The sequence below is a fragment of the Weissella diestrammenae genome, assembly GCF_014397255.1.
Taxonomy (GTDB): Bacteria; Bacillota; Bacilli; order Lactobacillales; family Lactobacillaceae; genus Weissella; species Weissella diestrammenae.
The window spans coordinates 1,167,675-1,182,994 of record NZ_CP060724.1; the positions used below are offsets into that span (position 1 = coordinate 1,167,675).

Genomic DNA, 15,320 nt, shown 5'->3' on the forward strand with positions numbered 1-15,320 from the left:
GTTGGTATTACTTTCAGGACTTTTTTTGTGGTGCAATGATAATAAACAAATTATTTATTGACAATATTATATACCGTATAATATAATATAAGCACAGGTAAAGGGGATGAAAAAATGAAACGTTTAAGATTGGGTGTGGTAATTATTATTGTGAGTGTATTAGGCATTTTTGGCTATCACTATTATTCAGAAACCTATGCTGCGACAACAGCGTATGCCCGAATTGGTCAGACTATTCCTCAAAAAAAGGTGGCTAAAGATGATTCTGGTAAAGAAATAACTGGGATATACGTGTATGAATATCAGATGAAATATGTGACCAAAAATGGTGAAAAACGAACGGTTCAGACTGATGTTATGGGGACTGATCCAAAGCCATTTCAACCGGGAAAGATTATTCAGGCTGAAGTTAGTCAAAAACGTGTTGTCAAAGGACCAAGCTATATTAATGAGTCAAAAGTAGACCAGAAGATATTGAATCAGATTTAAGAACAAAGTGCTTGAGTAATCAAGCGCTTTTTGTTTGAGAATAAATGTATATGCAACGTTGTCTTGTTGATAAGCTTTTTGGACACTCTGAGATATAAATTGAAGGGATTAATTCTAATTAGTGTGGCTGTATTATCTGGAAAGAATCTGTGGCACGGTGTGATAAAACGGAAACTCGTATTTTTTCATTAATCAATCGGATTAATAACTGGTTTGAATCACAACGCACAATGCCAAGTGATTTGGCATTTGTATGTTAAAATGAAGTATCTATAAAGTTAAAAGGACAAATAATATGCAATTAACAGGAAATGATTTGATTGAAATCATTAAATCAGAAAAAATCGTTCAGCGTGCTTGGACAGCGGAAGATCAGGCAACGATTCAATTAGATTCGCTATTTGATTTTATGACCCAACAAGTGCATAAAAATCAGATTGCTAGCGGACAGATTATTATTAGCGGCGACGAACCAATTCAACTTTGGCTAGAGACAAGCTTAATTAATTTACCATTACGTTATGCTAATCAAATCAGCAAAATTGTGGTTGATGAACCATTGAGCGATGTTAATTTGTATATGTTTGTTGAAAATCCAAAGGTTAGTCGCTCAGGTATGCGAATTGAATTGGCTGCATCAGTACAAAGTTATTTGGATGATTCAGAGTCAGTGATGGCAAAAATTGCGGCATTTTATGATCGTGAGTTGGCAGTTATCAACAATTACGAAGAACCAGTGGATTCGACAGAAACAGAATCAAAATAAATTGGCGTTGAGGTGAACAAGCATGTCCAAACGAGTGAGACGACCCATGCAGAGATACACGCGGCTGAGTATTGTGCTTTTTGTTCTTTGCTTGGTTATTTTGGTCTTACCCAATACGATTCGTTATGTGATGAATTTGTCAGTAGCTAGAACGGAAATTCAACAAGAAAAAAAGTATATTGCACATGCAGCTAAACGTGTTCAGACGCCAAAAGAACAATTACCATGTGTGCCACATTGGGATTTAAGTACGCGTGGAAAAATGAAATTAGTCTTTTCAGATCAGATTGTTGCTGGCCGTGATCGTGATATTGTGAAATGGGTTACTCAAGCTACTAAAATTTGGAATGACGCGTTGGGCGCACCAGTGATTGAGGTGACAAATCAAACGGTCAGCCAAGCAAAAAATCGTGATGTCGGAACATGGCCCGTCGATGCAGATTTTCAAATCATGGTGGGGGTTAAAAGTTATTCAAATCATGAAATTCTCGCTACCACAACCATTGGTGGTAATATGTTATGGATTTCTAATCACGCATTAACGGTTTGGCGGTCCAATGAAATTCAACCGGAAGATTATAAATCAGGGGGCGTGGTTGGACCGGTAAGTGCCAAAAAAATTCAATCAATTCACCAAGCTGAGGCGGTCCATACAATTGCCCATGAAATGGGACATGCCTTTGGCTTGAAGCATCAAGGCGCTGCCAACGATTTGATGTCGCCAATGGTTGGTATTCATGATCAAAGAAAGCCTTCTAAGATCGAAATCGATTCAGTATTGGCGATTCAACAAATTGCAATGCACCCTGAAATGTTGAATGCGATGAGTTTTGAAACAGCTTTTAAAACAGAGTATCAACGTTTTTCAGGCAATCAGGCGATACCAGCAAACTATATTGTTATTAATGATGAGATAACGGAATAGCGTTTGATATTAAAAAAATAAAATAAAAATTGATGACTGTTAAGTGGGGGATTATTGATAATAATGAAAAAGATAGTTCGTGTGTTTTTAGCGCTTTTAGGTGGCACATTATTATTCTTTTGTTTGATGAGCGCGTTGTCAATGAGTACAGGTGTTGTCCGGACACAAATTAATTTTGCTGAAGCTTGGTTGGCTTTCATTACAGCTTTATTTGGGCCTATTATCGGCCTATTGGTTGCACTTATTGGGCACGCATTACATGACAGTGTTATTTTAGGTGGTATTTGGTGGTCATGGGTGATCGCAGATGGTTTATTTGGTCTGTTGCTAGGCTTAGCAACGCAGCGGTTAGACCTTGTTCGTGGGACATTGACCCGTCAAAAATTATTGTATTTTAATATTTGGCAACTACTAGCCAACTTAATCGCATGGGGTGTGATTGCCCCGCTTGGTGACATCTTAATTTATGGTGAAACACTAAAGAGTGCCTTTGTTCAAGGCTTGACGGCGGTGGTGGTTAATTTTGGTGTGATTGCCATTTTTGGTAGTTTGATGTTAGTTGCATATAATTATTTTTTCCGGCATCAACGCTGAAAAGATGCAACAGAAAACTAAAAATTAAATTTTTAGGAGGGGAAAATGGCTGATATTGTTGAATTATCAGAGAATCTAACCAATCAAATTGCAGCTGGTGAAGTGATTGAACGGCCAGCTTCAGTGGTTAAGGAATTGGTCGAAAACGCAATTGATGCGCAGGCAACACAGATTGATATTTTGGTTGAAGATGCAGGTGTGAAATCAATTCGAGTAATTGATAATGGGCAGGGAATTCCAGCTAATCAAGTCAAACGCGCATTTTTGCGACATGCGACATCTAAAATCACCTCACGTTTAGACTTATTTAAAGTGATGACACTTGGGTTTCGGGGTGAAGCGCTGCCGTCAATTGCGTCAGTCGCTGACGTACGTTTGATTACCGCGACCGCTGGAAGTTCATCAGGCTATGAAGTTCATTTACGTGGTGGTGAAATCATTGAGGAACAAGGCGCAAGCGCGCGTCAAGGGACTGATATTATTGTTACTGATTTGTTTTATAATACACCCGCACGATTGAAGTATTTGAAATCACAAGCGACAGAATTATCGCAAATTGTCGACATTGTCAATCGGCTAGCATTTAGCTATCCTCAAATTTCATTTCGACTTAGTCACCAAGCAAAGGAAATTTTACGCACAACAGGTAATGGTAACTTACAACAAGTCGTTAGCTCAGTCTATGGTGTGACAGTTGCTCGTGATATGACGGACATTACGATTCAAGATAATGATTTTAAGGTTACAGGTTTGATTTCATTACCTGAATTGACAAGGGCTAATCGTTCTTATATGACATTATTGATTAATGGACGCTACGTTAAAAATTACAGCTTGACAAAGGCCTTAGTCAAAGGCTACGGGACTCGTTTGATGGTTGGTCGTTTCCCAATGGCAGTTATTCAAATTGAAATGGATCCAAATTTGGTGGACGTGAATGTGCATCCACAAAAATTTGATGTTCGGCTCAGTAAAGAAGAACAATTGATGAATTTGATTGAAAAGGCAGTACGTGACAAGTTTGAACAGACCAACTTAATCCCGGATGCTTATGAAAATTATTTGGGAAGTGAGAATATGCCAGCCTTCGTCCAACAACTCAATGACGTCTCATCACCATATAAGGGGTCAAATTTGACGGCGAGTGACGATGTGGCAACATCTTTTCATTCGGAGGCGCTTCAACCAGTCGTCGTAGAAAATTCAGCAGCATTAACGACTGAGGCTGTTCAAAGTTTTAAGCAAAAATATAGTACTGAATCAGCACCTAATCCGTTTGGGGATGGTCAGCAAACGATGTTACCTGGTCAGCAAACACGACTTGAACTAAAGTCGGAAACGAGTGATGGAAAGCCAGTATCTACGTTTCCAGCGTTAGACTATATTGGCCAAATGCACGGTACATTTTTATTTGCGCAGGCTGAAGATGGCCTATATTTAATTGATCAGCATGCTGCGCAAGAGCGAATTAAATATGAATATTATCGCCAGACGCTAACACAACAAGGTTTGGAACTACAGAAGTTGTTAGTGCCAATTGTCTTGTCATATTCAACCGTCGACATGCTCCAGATTGAAAGCCACCATGAGGAATTAATGGCCTTGGGACTAGATCTAGAACCGTTTGGTAGCAATTCGCTGATTGTTCATGAGCATCCTGGCTGGTTTGTAAAAGGACAAGAAGAAGCAACCATCAAAGAGATGGTCGATTGGCTGTTACGTGATGGTGAATTGAGCTTAGCTGATTTTCGTGAACGAACAGCCATAATGATGGCATGTAAACGTTCAATTAAGGCAAATTGGAAAATTAATGATGTTGAAGCACGTGACCTGATTCAACAGTTGCGGCAGACGCAAAATCCATATAATTGTCCACATGGTCGTCCAGTAATTGTCAGTTTTAGTAATACGGATATGGAAAAAATGTTTAAACGAATTCAGGATTCGCATGAATCATGGATTGAGTATGATAATCATCCATTTTAATCGCTATGGGATAAAAAAGAGGAGAAATATGAATAATAATGACATTTTGATTCGACTACGCTATGCGTTATCAATTAAAAAGCCTGATTTAATTAAAATATTTGCATTTGGTGGTTTGACGGTTGATGAGGTGATGCTGAATCGCATGTTAGCAAAACAAGAAAAAGAAACACCTCGTGATCAACATTTAACCATGCAAGAACTCGAGATGTTTATGAATGGTTTGATCATTTCACAACGCGGGCATAAAAAAGATACGCAAGGTCAAGTGATAAAGCCAACATTGGATATGACTGATGAGGCAAGTATTAATAATGTGGTGCTCAAAAAGTTAAAAATTGCGATGTCATATACAAGTGATGATTATCAAAGTTTTTTTGATTCTGCTGGGATTGAAGTGTCAAATTCTGAGTTAAGTGCGGTGCTTCGGCGCCCAGATCATCGTAATTATAAAGCAGCAGGAGATCGGTATGTTCGTAATATCCTTAAAGGAATGACATTACAGTACCGACCACAAGCGACAAGTGAGGATAAACTGGTTAAAAAATCAGCAAGCCACATTAAAAAAGCAGATATTAATGGTTGACGGGTATGTGCTTAGCAATACCGGTCGGTCAATACGATTAGTTAATTAACGGAGGACAGCAAATGAATGCACGTGTCTTATATGCAACCTTGACAGGAAATAATGAAGATGTCGCCGATATCATTATTGATGAATTACAACATTTGGGTGTCACAACAACGAAAGAAGAAATCATGGATGTTGATGCGCTCGATATTAATCCAACCGAAACAGATATTGTGGTCAGCGTTGTGTATACCTTTGATAAAGGGTCATTGGCGGATGAAGCATTAGATTTTTATGAAGATTTATCACAAGTCGATTTATCTGGCCTGGTTTATGGTGTCGCTGGTTCGGGGGATACATTTTACGGTGATGATTTTGGTGTGGCGGTTGATAAAATGGGGGCAAAATTTGCCTTGACTGGTGCCATTGAAGGCGCAGCGGGTGTTAAAGTTAATTTGAGTCCAAATGATGCGGCCGAAGTAGAATTGCGCCAATTTGCACAAGCTTTGGTTAAGGCAGCACAATAAGAATAACTCACAAATAATCGGTCGCTTCCGATTAACGAACGCGCCATGATGCCAAGTCAGGCGAACAATTAGGTTAACACTTGTCAGTATGGAATAAAGTGATTATAATGATAACTATAATTAATACGTTGATAAAGACATGTTTTATGCGTAATCTTTTTGTAGCAACACTGTGATGATGAGAGACAGTGATGAGATCGTATAGGATACTACTTTTGATGTGGATTGGGCAACCAATTTCGTTTTCCGCGTTAAGGAAGAAATGAGGTTATGTTGATGTTTTTCAACATAGCGAATTTCGGGTGGTATCACGTGCTAAACGTCCCGTTCAAATCTAAAGGTTTGAATGGGACGTTTTTATTTTATTAACGAATTGAAAAATAAAATGGTAAACAAGGAGTCTCACATGGCAGAAATTAGTATGACTTTTCCAGATGGCGCGGTTAAGGCGTACCCAGCTGGTACAACCCCATTGGAAATTGCAACCGGTATTTCGAAGTCACTCGCTAAGAAATCAGTATCAGGTCGCCTAAATGGACATTATGTTGGTATGCATGATGCGATTAATGAAGATGGTCAATTTGAATTGATTACTAAAGATACGGATGAGGCGTTGCAATTATTGCGGCATTCAGTATCCCATTTGCTTGCACAAGCTTTGAAGCGAATGCATCCTGATATGCACTTTGGGGTTGGGCCAGCAATCGATAATGGATTTTACTATGACACCGATAATGCCGAAGGCCAGGTTTCAGTTGAAGAATTTCCAGCAATTGAAAAAATGATGCATAAAATTGTGGATGAGAACTTACCCATCGTTTCACGTGTGATTTCACGCGCTGAGGCTTTGGCCATGTTTAAGTCAGATCCATATAAGGTGGAATTGATTAATGATCTGCCAGAAGATGAAAAAATCTCAATCGCTGTTCAAGGTGAACATATTGAATTAGATCGTGGTGGGCTAGTCCCATCAACAGGTTGGATTAAGCACTTTAAGTTGACATCAGTTGCAGGTGCCTACTGGCGTGGTAAGTCATCAAATCCAATGTTGCAACGTATTTATGGTACAGCATTTTGGACAGATGATGATTTGCAAGCTGAATTAACACGACGTGAAGAAGCAAAAGAACGTGATCACCGACGTATTGGTGCTGAACAAGATTTGTTCTTTACTTCGCAAGATGTTGGGTCAGGTTTGCCAGTTTGGATGCCAAACGGGGCAGCAATTCGTCGCACACTGGAGCGCTATATTGTTGATCGCGAACTTGAAAAAGGTTACCAACACGTTTATACGCCAATTTTGTCTAATCTTGAATTGTATAAGACATCTGGGCACTGGGATCATTACCATGACGATATGTTCCCACCAATGGACATGGGGGATGGTGAATTCCTCGAATTGCGTCCGATGAACTGTCCATCACATATTCAGGTTTATAAGCATCATCCACGTTCATATAAAGAGTTACCATTACGAATCGCTGAATTGGGTATGATGCATCGTTATGAAAAATCAGGTGCTTTGACTGGTTTGTCACGTGTCCGTGAAATGACCCTAAACGATGGTCATACGTTTGTGATGCTTGACCAAATTGAAGATGAATTCAAGAAGATTTTGGATTTGATGATTGATGTTTATTCTGATTTCAATATTTCAGATTATCGTTTCCGTTTGTCATATCGTGATCCTGAGAATACAGAAAAGTATTTTGATGATGATGAAATGTGGGCCAAGTCACAAAAGATGCTTAAATCAGCCATGGATGATATGGGACTAGATTACTTTGAAGCTGAAGGTGAAGCGGCATTCTACGGACCAAAGTTAGACGTTCAAATTAAAACTGCCTTGGGTAGTGAAGAAACGTTGTCAACAATTCAATTGGACTTCTTGCTACCTGAACGCTTTGACTTGCACTATGTGGGTGCTGATGGTGAACAACACCGACCAGTGATGATTCATCGGGGTGTCATCTCAACGATGGAACGCTTTACAGCCTATTTGATTGAAATGTATAAGGGTGCTTTCCCAACATGGTTGGCACCACATCAAGTGCGTGTGATTCCAGTGAATCGTGAAGCACATGCTGAATATGCTCAATCAATTGTAGACAAATTGGTGCATCAAGGTATTCGCGCTGAGTTTGAGGGTCGAAACGAAAAATTAGGTTATTTGATTCGAGATGCCCAATCATTGAAGATTCCATATACTTTGGTGATTGGTGATGAAGAAAAAGATCATGATTCAGTGACAATTCGTCGTTTTGGTTCATTGGAAACGACAACTAAATCATATGCTGACTTTGAAAATGAGTTAATGGCAGATATTGCTAATCATTCAAAAACAACTGTTTAAAAATATGAATAAATGACGTATACATCAGATATACGTCATTTTTATTTTTCGACGATGAAAGCTAGCCAATTTTGAAACAGATAATACGTTATAATATAAACATTAGCAGAATTAATTAGCACATGATTGGTGAAAGGTGGTTGCATGATGATTACAATTCAAGATATTGCTGAACAAGCAGATGTATCAATGTCAACAGTTTCCAGAGCCCTAAGCGATTCACCACGAATTAGTCAGGCAACGCGTGACAGAATTCAAAAATTAGCGCAAGATATGGGATATACGCCTAACTTTGCGGCCAAAAATCTTATGGCTACTGAGAGTAATACGGTCGGCGTCGTTTTTCCACCACAAAATCAACAGATTTCTGGCAATGATTTCGTCCTACACGAATTATTTGGTATCAATGAACAGCTCCAATCAAAGGCTTATTTATTAGCCACTGCAACGGGAAATTCATGGCGTGAGGTCTATGAATCCGTTAAAATGATGGTCGAAGCTGGCAAGGTCAGGCGATTTATTTTATTGTATACAGCGGTCCATGATCCAATTACGCAGTTATTAAATGAATATCATGCGCGAGTAGTGGTAACGGGCGAACCGCAATCATTACAAGATACGTTATATGTTGATAATGATAATATTGCTGCAGCCAAAGCCGCGACTGAATTATTGATGCAAGCCTATCAATTAAAATCACCAGTATTTGTGCGAACAACTGGCGATTGGCGTTTTGAAGAGAACCGTGAAACAGGTTATCATCAAGCAAATCCTCAGGGTCAAGTCTTGACATTATCTGAGAATTTCAGTGAACAAAAACAACAGTTACATGCTTATTTTGAACAAGTCACTCAAGTTGATGGGATTGTTGCGACAGATGATAAACTCGGTTTTTTAGCACAAAAACAAGCTGAAGCACATTTACCAACGCATCCTAAATTACCCACAATCGCCTTTAATGCATCAGAATATGTGCAATTAAGTGGTCGTCATTTTTATTCGGTTGATGTTCAACCCAAAGTTTTGGGTGCCGCGGCAGTTGAATTGTTATTTAGTCAATCGACCAATTCAGAGGAACAAAATCAGCAACACATTATTGTCCCTTATCGCCTGCCTCAAATATAATTAAAAAAATGTGTTTAAATAACTACCCTGATTTGGTGTTAATCCAAGTCAGGGATTTTTTTAGTGTTGCTGCAAAAGGCGGTTAAATTTTGACCGTTACAAGATGCTTGTAGGAAATTACCAGCAATAAAAATGCGAGGTAAAAGGGGACATCATAATTTAACTTGTTAGCAATGAACGCGAGCGAGTCAACCATATAAAGGCTAACGGTTTGCGTGCGTTGGGGGAAGTTTGTGCGCCGTTCATCTTTGATTTGTTTGGCTTCAATCAGCGGACGACTGATGATTGTGTGTTTTGATAGGGAAAACTTGTGTTTTAAGTGCATTCTAGTGTGCGGTTTGACAAACAATCAACTAAGTCGTTATGTGAGTCAAAATTCACAATTAATAGTTAATATGATAACGGTAACATGCAATTCTTTTTGTGCAAGCACTTGCACAAAGAAAGGAAATGGTTTATATTATGAAATGTAAGCGGTTACAGATTATAATCAAACAATTTTTGGAGGAGATATTATTATGGCTGAAGACGGACATGTAACTGCTAAAAGCGGTGGTAAAAAATTACTACCAACCTTAGCAATCTCAACACTGATGTTGATGACTTTTGGTAATTTAGGCACGTCGATGGCATTTTCACTGCAGAGTGCCAATATGGGACGAATTTTCCAAACGCTTGGCGCTGATCCAACGAAACTTGGCTTTTTCTTTATTTTGCCACCACTCGCTGGCATGATAGTACAACCGTTAGTTGGTATTTTTTCAGATCGGACTTGGATTCCAAAGATTGGGCGTCGACTACCTTATCTTATTCTTGGATCATTTGTTGCTATTTTAGTCATGTGTTTATTGCCTAATTCTGGGTCATTTGGATTTAAAACGTCAACTGGTTTATGGTTTGGGGCGGTAGCCATCCTATTTATGGATTTGTCATCAAATATGTCAATGCAACCATTCAAAATGATGATTTCAGACATGGTTAATGATGAACAAAAAGATATGGCATGGTCATGGCAGACAATTTGGGGAAACATCGGAGGCGTTGTTGCTAATTTGTTCCCATTCTTCTTTACCGCAATTGGTGTCGCCAATGTGGCTGCTGCCGGACAATTACCACCATCAGTTAAATGGGCGTTCTATACTGGTGCCTTCATTCTAGCAATTTCTGCGGCCTTCACAGTTTGGAAGGTGGACGAATATGATCCTAAAACATATGCGCAGTATCATGGACTTGAAGAAAAACAAGAAAAATTAAATTTATTCCAAATTTTAGCGAAGGCGCCAAAAGTATTTTGGACATTGGGCTTGGTTGAATTCTTCTGTTGGGCTGGATTCCAATATCTTTGGACATACGGTACTGGAACTGTTGCTCAAAATATTTGGCATACGACTAATGCAGCGTCTGCTGGGTTCCAAGATGCAGGAAATTGGTTTGGTATCTTATCAGCTATCGAAACCGTTGCCGCCATTGTTTGGGGGTTGATTATTACAAAGCTCAATAATAAGATTCGTAAGCCAGCTTACTCAATTGGATTAGTGTTGGGTGCCATTGGATTCTTTATGCTAGCTACCACACATGTTAAGTCACTTTCTGCCGTAGCCTTTATCTTCTTAGGCATTGCGTGGGTCACGATGAATGCTATTCCATTTACGATTTTGACCAATGCGCTTGATGGTAAGCATGACGGGACTTATATGGGACTCTTTAATTCATGGATTTGCTTACCACAAATTGTGGCCTCAGTTGCTTCATTTGCATTATATCCATTGTTGGGTAACTACATGCCACATATGATTACTGTTTCCGGTATTCTCTTCATCCTTGGTGCGCTAGCTGTTTGGGTGATTAAAGAGACATCAGTTGAACATGGCGATTTAGGATAAATCATTTCCAATGTAGAAAGGCAAGCTATGAATTTAAGTGCGATTTATCATCGGCCTGAAAGTGAGATGGCCTATCTGTATGATGCAACAACTATGCATATTCGTTTGCGAACCGCTAAAGATGACATTGCGTCCGTTCAGTTGATTGCGGGGGATCCTTACACATTATGGGGGAATTTGGAATTTGACAAATTTTATCATGCACCACAAGCGATGACGAAAATATTATCAACTTCACTGTATGATTATTGGCAAATCAGTATTTCAGCTGACAAACGTCGGTTGGCCTATGCTTTCATCATTCAATCGACTGATGGGGAACAAGTGTTATTAAATGACAAAGGTTTCGGACAAGCAAATCCAGAAACTTTGGACGATATGAATACGTATTTTAGGATGCCTTATTTCCAAGAAATTGATCGGTTTAAGGCACCGGAATGGGTTAAGCAAACGGTTTGGTATCAAATTTTCCCAGAACGTTTTGCAAACGGGAATCCTCAAAATGACCCAGCGGGGACAAAGCCTTGGGATAGTACTGATCATCCTGGCCGTTTTGACTTCTACGGTGGTGATTTACAGGGCGTTTTAGATCATTTGGACCATTTAGTAGCGCTTGGTGTGAATGGCATTTACTTTAATCCAATTTTTAAAGCACCATCAAATCATAAATACGATACAGAAGATTACTACACAATCGACCCAGAATTTGGTGATGATCAATTATTTAAAAAATTGGTGCAAGCCGCGCACGAGCGAGGGATTCGCGTGATGTTGGACGCCGTTTTTAATCATGTTGGCGACCAGGCATCGCAATGGCGAGATGTACTTGAAAATCAAGCTGATTCAAAATATGCGGACTGGTTCCACATTCACGAATTTCCAGCAACGTACACGCCAACGAATGATTTCGAATTTGCCGGAGATGCCACGTATGACACATTTGCTTATACGCCCCACATGCCAAAATTAAATACGGCAAATTCAGAGGTTCAGGCGTATTTAATTGATATTGCCACTTATTGGATTAAAAAATTTGATATTGATGCTTGGCGATTGGATGTTGCAAATGAAATTGATCATCATTTTTGGAAAGCTTTTCATGCCGCAACGACCACGCTTAAGCCTGATTTCTACATTCTAGGTGAAATTTGGCACAATGCACAGGCGTGGCTTAATGGTGACGAATTAACCGGCATTATGAACTATGCCTATACTGGATCGATTTTAGATTATTTTGTTCATAATCGGATTGACGTGCAGACGTTCATCAATCAATTAAATGATCAGTTGATGCACTATCGTGCTTCGACTAATCAAATGATGTTTAATGCTCTAGATTCTCACGATACACCACGGCTTAAGACACTTGTGCATGAGAATATGGCTCTTGAAAAACAAGTGCTAACTTTTACCTTCTTACAACCGGGTGTGCCATCAATTTATTATGGGACAGAGTATGGGATGACAGGTGAAAATGATCCTGATGACCGTAAACCAATGGTCTGGGATTCGAAATATCAAGATTTTGAATTTTACCAATTTATCCAAAAATTAATTGCAGTTCGGCGAACTTTTTCAGACGTCCTAAGTGCGGGAACATTGCAATGGACGCATCAAACTGATGATGTCATTGGTATTCGCCGAATTGGTGAGCAAGAACAGCTACTTGGATTGTTTAATCACGGTCAAAAGAATTTCGATTTAACAAACTATCAACAACAACCAGTTATTATCAGCCAGTTAGCAGATAATAACGTTTTAAGACCAGATGAATTTGTCGTTTATCAATTTTAGTGACAAAACAGTAAATCAAAGTAAAAGGAGAATAAGCAATGAAGCGAATTTTTGAAGTAAATCCTTGGACAGTCACCTCACATGATTTAAATCCAGAGGATAAACGCATACAAGAATCGATGACCTCATTAGGTAATGAGTACATGGGTATGCGTGGTATGTTTGAAGAAGTTTATTCTGGCGACACACACCAAGGTATTTATATTGGTGGGGTATGGTTTCCCGATAAAACCCGCGTTGGTTGGTGGAAAAACGGTTATCCACTTTATTTTGGGAAGGCAATCAATGCCCTTAATTTTGTCAAAGCTGATATAACAGTTGATGGTCAACAGGTTGATTTAGCCAAAAATATGGTCAATGATTTTGAAATTTCTCTGGATATGCAAAAGGGCATTTTGATTCGGACATTTACCGTCTTTGGTGTGAAATTTGTTGTGACTCGTTTGATTTCGGCAGCCACAAAAGAACTCGCTGATTTGCATTATTCATTTTCTTCAGTTGATGGTCAGACGCATCAGATTACATTTGATGCCAGTATTGATGCTGACGTTGTGAATGAAGATAGTAATTACGATGAGCAATTCTGGCAAGTTCTGGATGCTGATAATTCAGAGAATGGCTCGTTTATTGCTACGCAAACAATTTCAAATGACTTTGGCGTACCACAATTTACTGTTGTTGCTCGGCAGGCATTCGTTGGTGGTGAACTGATTCATCAACAAAAAAATGAGTGGGAGGTTACTGACCGTTATACCATTCAAGTGCCAACTGATGGGACAGTTACTTTTGAAAAACGAGTGATTGTGACCACATCACGAGATTATAATAGCCTCATTGAAACAATTGAAGCGGGCGAGCATCTGCTAGACGATGTGATGATCCACAGTTATGGTGACATTTACCAAGCACATACGCAAGAATGGGCAAAACGTTGGGAAAAAGCGGACGTCCAAATTAATGGGGATGATGCAGCACAACAAGGAATTCGATTTAACTTGTTCCAATTGTTCTCAACGTATTATGGAAATGATCCACGTTTGAATATCGGTCCTAAAGGCTTTACTGGTGAAAAGTATGGTGGTGCAACGTATTGGGATACCGAAGCGTTTGCTATCCCAGTTTATTTAGGGGTTGCGGATCCAAAGGTGACGCGGTCGTTGTTGCAATATCGATTTGACCAATTGGATGGTGCTTTCCATAACGCAAAAGAACAAGGGCTAGCCGGTGCCTTATATCCAATGGTGACCTTTGATGGGATTGAATCACATAATGAGTGGGAAATTACTTTCGAGGAAATCCATCGTAATTCAACAATTGCCTATGCGATTTACAATTATACAAACATAACAGGCGATCGTTCATGGCTCGAGGGTGATGGTGCACAAGTGCTATATAATATTGCACGTTTTTGGGCGGATCGTGTACATTATTCAGCTCGAAAAGGTCAGTATATGATTCATGGTGTTACTGGTCCCAATGAGTATGAAAATAATGTCAATAATAATTTCTATACTAATTGGATGGCACAATGGGTCTTGAAGTATGCGCTTGAAAATTATGACCAAATTAATGCAGATGAGAAGGAAAAATTAGCGATTACAACAGACGAGTTGGCACATTGGCAAGACATTGTCGACAAGATGTATTTGCCACAAGCCGATGTTCAAATCAATGGGGAAACCAAGCATATTTTTGAGGCACATGACACATTTTTGGACAAAGAATTGATTCCAGTCTCAGAATTGGATCCAGCTGTACGGCCGATTAATCAACATTGGTCATGGGATCATATCTTACGTTCGCCATATATTAAGCAGTCAGATACCTTGCATGCGATGTTTTATTTCCCAGATGCATTTACGGAGGAAGAAAAGCGGAATAATTTTGAATTCTATGAACCATTAACGGTACATGAATCATCACTATCACCGTCAGTTCACTCAATTTTGGCTGCCGAGCTTAAACTAGAGGACAAAGCGGTTGAAATGTATGAACGTGCTGCTCGGTTGGATTTGGATAATTATAATAATGATACTGCTGATGGCTTGCATATTACGGCCATGACTGGCTCTTGGTTAGCCATTGTTCAAGGCTTTGCAGGTATGCGGGTGCGCGATGGTAAGCTACATCTGGCACCATTCTTACCTAAGAAATGGACGTCGTATGCCTTCCGCTTGGTATTCCGTGGACATGTGCTTGAAGTGCAAGTGACGAAAGATATAACAACGGTTGAATTGATTTCTGGTGACCCAATTGTGATTGATTTAGACGGTTCAGATTTAGCATTACAGTAAATTTATGCTTTGA

General features: G+C 39.4%; 12 protein-coding genes. All 12 read left to right on the forward strand.

Translation table 11 applies throughout. The annotated features are described in order from the left end of the window. Nucleotides 1–114 precede the first annotated feature (114 nt). The 12 genes from H9L19_RS05675 to H9L19_RS05730 all read left to right on the forward strand — a co-directional run bounded on the left by H9L19_RS05675 (nucleotide 115) and on the right by H9L19_RS05730 (nucleotide 15,307). Nucleotides 115–489 carry a DUF1093 domain-containing protein gene (locus tag H9L19_RS05675; RefSeq protein ID WP_187528721.1) on the forward strand — a complete coding sequence of 125 codons (375 nt, stop codon included), beginning with the start codon at nucleotides 115–117 and terminating at the stop codon, nucleotides 487–489. Between the two features lie 295 nt (nucleotides 490–784). Beyond that, entirely contained in the window at nucleotides 785–1,255 is a 471-nt protein-coding gene (locus tag H9L19_RS05680) for a hypothetical protein (protein WP_187528722.1), read from the forward strand. Between the two features lie 46 nt (nucleotides 1,256–1,301). Continuing rightward, nucleotides 1,302–2,180 carry a matrixin family metalloprotease gene (locus H9L19_RS05685; RefSeq protein ID WP_187528723.1) on the forward strand — a complete coding sequence of 293 codons (879 nt, stop codon included), beginning with the start codon at nucleotides 1,302–1,304 and terminating at the stop codon, nucleotides 2,178–2,180. Between the two features lie 63 nt (nucleotides 2,181–2,243). Further along, nucleotides 2,244–2,774, forward strand: a complete 531-nt coding sequence (locus tag H9L19_RS05690; protein WP_187528724.1) for an ECF-type riboflavin transporter substrate-binding protein — start codon at nucleotides 2,244–2,246, stop codon at nucleotides 2,772–2,774. A 45-nt stretch (nucleotides 2,775–2,819) separates the two neighbouring features. Further along, on the forward strand, nucleotides 2,820–4,760 hold the full coding sequence (gene mutL, locus H9L19_RS05695; RefSeq protein ID WP_187528725.1) for a DNA mismatch repair endonuclease MutL: 1,941 nt from the start codon (nucleotides 2,820–2,822) through the stop codon (nucleotides 4,758–4,760). A 28-nt stretch (nucleotides 4,761–4,788) separates the two neighbouring features. After that, a complete protein-coding gene (locus tag H9L19_RS05700; RefSeq protein ID WP_187528726.1) occupies nucleotides 4,789–5,346 on the forward strand; it encodes a YehS family protein in 558 nt (185 codons plus the stop codon). Between the two features lie 62 nt (nucleotides 5,347–5,408). Beyond that, entirely contained in the window at nucleotides 5,409–5,858 is a 450-nt protein-coding gene (locus tag H9L19_RS05705) for a flavodoxin (RefSeq protein WP_187528727.1), read from the forward strand. Nucleotides 5,859–6,264: 406 nt separating this feature from the next. After that, nucleotides 6,265–8,211, forward strand: coding sequence for a threonine--tRNA ligase (gene thrS, locus H9L19_RS05710; RefSeq protein ID WP_187528728.1), 1,947 nt, complete (start codon nucleotides 6,265–6,267; stop codon nucleotides 8,209–8,211). Nucleotides 8,212–8,355: 144 nt separating this feature from the next. Continuing rightward, a complete protein-coding gene (locus H9L19_RS05715) occupies nucleotides 8,356–9,336 on the forward strand; it encodes a LacI family DNA-binding transcriptional regulator (protein WP_243198130.1) in 981 nt (326 codons plus the stop codon). A gap of 518 nt (nucleotides 9,337–9,854) precedes the next feature. Beyond that, nucleotides 9,855–11,219, forward strand: a complete 1,365-nt coding sequence (locus tag H9L19_RS05720) for an SLC45 family MFS transporter (protein ID WP_187528729.1) — start codon at nucleotides 9,855–9,857, stop codon at nucleotides 11,217–11,219. Between the two features lie 27 nt (nucleotides 11,220–11,246). Then, nucleotides 11,247–13,013 carry a glycoside hydrolase family 13 protein gene (locus tag H9L19_RS05725; RefSeq protein ID WP_187528730.1) on the forward strand — a complete coding sequence of 589 codons (1,767 nt, stop codon included), beginning with the start codon at nucleotides 11,247–11,249 and terminating at the stop codon, nucleotides 13,011–13,013. A gap of 38 nt (nucleotides 13,014–13,051) precedes the next feature. Then, on the forward strand, nucleotides 13,052–15,307 hold the full coding sequence (locus H9L19_RS05730; RefSeq protein WP_187528731.1) for a glycoside hydrolase family 65 protein: 2,256 nt from the start codon (nucleotides 13,052–13,054) through the stop codon (nucleotides 15,305–15,307). The last annotated feature ends 13 nt before the right edge of the window (nucleotides 15,308–15,320 follow it).